4 protein-coding genes are annotated in these 3027 nt (G+C 63.0%); 1 reads left to right on the forward strand and 3 read right to left on the reverse strand.

Translation table 11 applies throughout. The features are described from left to right. Positions 1–136 precede the first annotated feature (136 nt). Positions 137–574 carry a hypothetical protein gene (locus XF30_RS37550; protein ID WP_109146017.1) on the forward strand — a complete coding sequence of 146 codons (438 nt, stop codon included), beginning with the start codon at positions 137–139 and terminating at the stop codon, positions 572–574. Here the strand turns inward: XF30_RS37550 and tnpC are convergent, their stop codons facing one another. The 3 genes from tnpC to tnpA all read right to left on the reverse strand — a co-directional run. Further along, positions 575–2203, reverse strand: a complete 1629-nt coding sequence (gene tnpC, locus XF30_RS37555; protein ID WP_244609128.1) for an IS66 family transposase — start codon at positions 2201–2203, stop codon at positions 575–577. A gap of 54 nt (positions 2204–2257) precedes the next feature. Then, complete coding sequence (gene tnpB, locus XF30_RS37560; RefSeq protein ID WP_109146018.1) at positions 2258–2608, reverse strand: IS66 family insertion sequence element accessory protein TnpB; 351 nt, start codon at positions 2606–2608, stop codon at positions 2258–2260. Then, a partial coding sequence (gene tnpA / locus XF30_RS39890; RefSeq protein WP_109146019.1) for an IS66-like element accessory protein TnpA occupies positions 2605–3027 on the reverse strand: 423 nt, incomplete at its 5' end. The genes tnpA and tnpB, both read right to left, overlap by 4 nt.

Here is a 3027-nt window from a genome sequence, read left to right on the forward strand (position 1 = left end):
TGAGCGTCACGAGAGGAGCACTGGTGCTCGGGCTTGACTTGCGCGGAATGCTCTGGATAGCGCGGTCGGGATGATTGACGCTGCCGGCGCGCGGTGATGGGGTGATCCCGGTTCGGGGCGGACAACGGGGATCAGAATGACCAGCGAATCGCAGCTGCGCGAGAAGCTTCGGAAGATCGAGGCGTTGTTCGCGGGTGCCGGAACTGCCGGTGAGCGCCTTGCGGCGGAAGCTGCGCTACAGCGGGTGCGTGCCCGGGTCGCGGAGCTCGCTCGCCACGATCCGCCGATCGAGCAGCAATTCTCGCTTCCTGACCAATGGTCGCGGCACCTGTTTTTGGCGCTTTGCCGCCGGTACGGGCTGCGGCCGTTTCGTTATCACCGCCAACGACGCAACACGATGATGATCCGTGCGTCCCGAGGCTTCGTCGACAAAGTTCTGTTGCCAGAGTTCACCGAGCTGGAGAGGGCGTTGCAAGTCTATCTGCACGAGATGACGCTGCGCGTGATCCGCGAGGAGATCTATGACGACACCAGCGATGCGCAGGAAGTTCCAGACGCCCTGCCGTCGAACTGATCAGGCGACGAGCTTTGCCAGCGAACTGTCGCGCTCGGCCTTCCAATTCCACGGCAACAGCATGTGTAGCTGATTGATCTTTGTACGTCCGGAGACGATGCGCTCGAGAACGTCGGTCAGATAATTCCGTGGGTCGATATCTTGCAGCTTTGCCGAGTTGATGAGCGACGCGAGAATGGCCCATGTCTCGGCGCCGCCTTCGCTGCCCGCGAACAAATGGTTCTTCTTTCCAAGCCCTATCGGCTTGATGGTGCGCTCGACCGTATTGTTGTCTATCTCAATGCGTCCGTCATCGATGAAGCGCGTCAGGCCGTCCCAATGGTTAAGGGTGTAGCGGATGGCTTTGCCCAGACCGGACTTCTTCGAGACTTCCAGCAGTCGCGCTTCGAGCCAGGGTTTGAAGTCCTCGATCAGTGGCCTGGTGTCGGTTTGCCGCACCGCAGCCCGATGCGCCGCCGGCAGACCGCGGATGCGACCCTCAATGGCGTAGAACATCGCGATCCGTTGCAGCGCTTCCGCGGCCATCGGCGACTTCGTCGCGACGTGAACGTCCCAGAACTTCCGCCGCGCATGCGCGAAGCAGAACGCCAGCTGCACCAGACGGCCGCCGTTCTTGATCAGCCCCTTGTAGGCGGCATAGCCGTCGACCTGCAGGATGCCGTGGTAGTCTCCGAACAGCTGCTTGGCGCGGATCGCCTTGCGATCCTCGGCGAACACGTAGACCACCGCCGGCGGTGCCGGGCCGCCCCACGGCCGGTCATCGGTGGCGATCGCCCAGAACTGGCAGATCTTGGTCCTGCCACGGCCAGGATCAAGAACCGGCAGCGGTGTCTCATCGGCAAACAGCCGCGGGTAGGAGCTCACCGTGTCGCGCAACAGCGCGTGAAGCGGCCTCAGCCACCAGGCGGCGCGGCCCATCCATGAGGCCAGCGTCTGCCGGTCAAGCGTGATGCCTTGCGCGGCGAACATCTGTTCCTGCCGATACAGCGGCAGCTGGTAGCCGTATTTCATCACCGCGATGTGGGCCAGCAAGGCTTCCGTCACCATCCCGCCCTCGACCGCCTGGGCCGGCGCGGGTGCCTGCAGCACACCTTGGCGGCATCCCCGGCAGCCGTAGCGCGGACGCACAATGCGCTTGACCTGGTACTGCATCGGAATGACGTCGAAGGCTTCCTTGACGGTCTCCCCGATCTTGTGCAGCCGCTCGCCGCAGCAGGGGCAGATGAGGCTCTCGATATCGATCACGACGTCGATGCGCGGCAAATGCTCCGGAAGCCTCCCCCGGTTGCGTCGCGCCGGTCGCTTGCTACGGCCTTCTGCTCCATCAGGCAGCCTGCCTCCGGTCCCGTCGTCATTGGCGGCGGCACCTGCCGCCTGCGCCGTGATGGTGAAGAGAGACAGCTGTCCGGGATCCAGTGTCTCGGAGCGGGGACCGAAGATCGTGCGCTTGTACTGGGACAGGATCATCAGGAGCTTGTCGTTCTCCTGGACTGCAGCATCGCGTTGGGCGATCGCCACATCACGCTCGGCCGCCAGCGTGCTGCATTCCGCCGACAACACGGCAAGCCGTGACGACAGTGCCGTCACGGCTTGCCGGAGCAATGCTGGATCGGAAGGCAAATCAATCATGCAACCTGTTTCTACTACAGCTCTGCATGAATGACGAACTACTCTTGACGATGATCAGCCAGCTCGTGTTGGTTGATCCACAACCCGCATCGGCACACGCTTCCAGTCCGAGCCGTCGAGCAGCACCGAGAGCTGAGCATGAGATAGCGGCATGACGCCTTCCTTGATCGGAGGCCAGCTGAACTGCCCTTCGATTCTCTTGTAGTAGAGAACAAGGCCACTTCCGTCCCAGGTCAGGATCTTCACGCGATCTCGGCGCTTGGATCGAAACACCCACAGCCCGCCGTCGAACGGATCGGCTCCAAACGTCTCGCTTACCAGCATCGCCAGCGAGTCCATGCCGCGACGGAAATCGACCGGCTGCGTCGCGATCCAGATCGATAACCCAGCGCGGGGCCCGATCATCGGCCGACCGTCCCGACTGCCGCAAGCACCTCGCAGAGTGTTCGCCGGTCGACCGTTCCCATGACACGGATGCGAACTGCGCCGACCTCGATCTCAATCGCTCCCTGCTCCTGGCATAGCGGCAATTTGCCTCCACAGTCGGTGATTGCGATCGGCACAAAGCCTAATGGCACGCCTCCATCCCTGCGCTCCGCGAGCTTCGCCCGCGTTGCCTGACGACGCCAAAGAAACAACAGGCTCGGGCTGATGTCGTGTCGCCGCGCCACCCCGGAAACGCTTGCACCCGGCGCAAAACTCTCCGCGACAATCGCCGCTTTCGCATCGGTCGACCAGCGCCGTCGTCGGCCGGTCCCCGTGATGATCTCGACGCGCCGCAGCGTGTCGGAGCCGTCCTCAAGGATAGGCGTATGCCTATCCTT

Origin of the sequence: Bradyrhizobium sp. SUTN9-2 (assembly GCF_003122645.1) — a bacterium.
GTDB classification, from domain to species: domain Bacteria; phylum Pseudomonadota; class Alphaproteobacteria; order Rhizobiales; family Xanthobacteraceae; genus Bradyrhizobium; species Bradyrhizobium yuanmingense.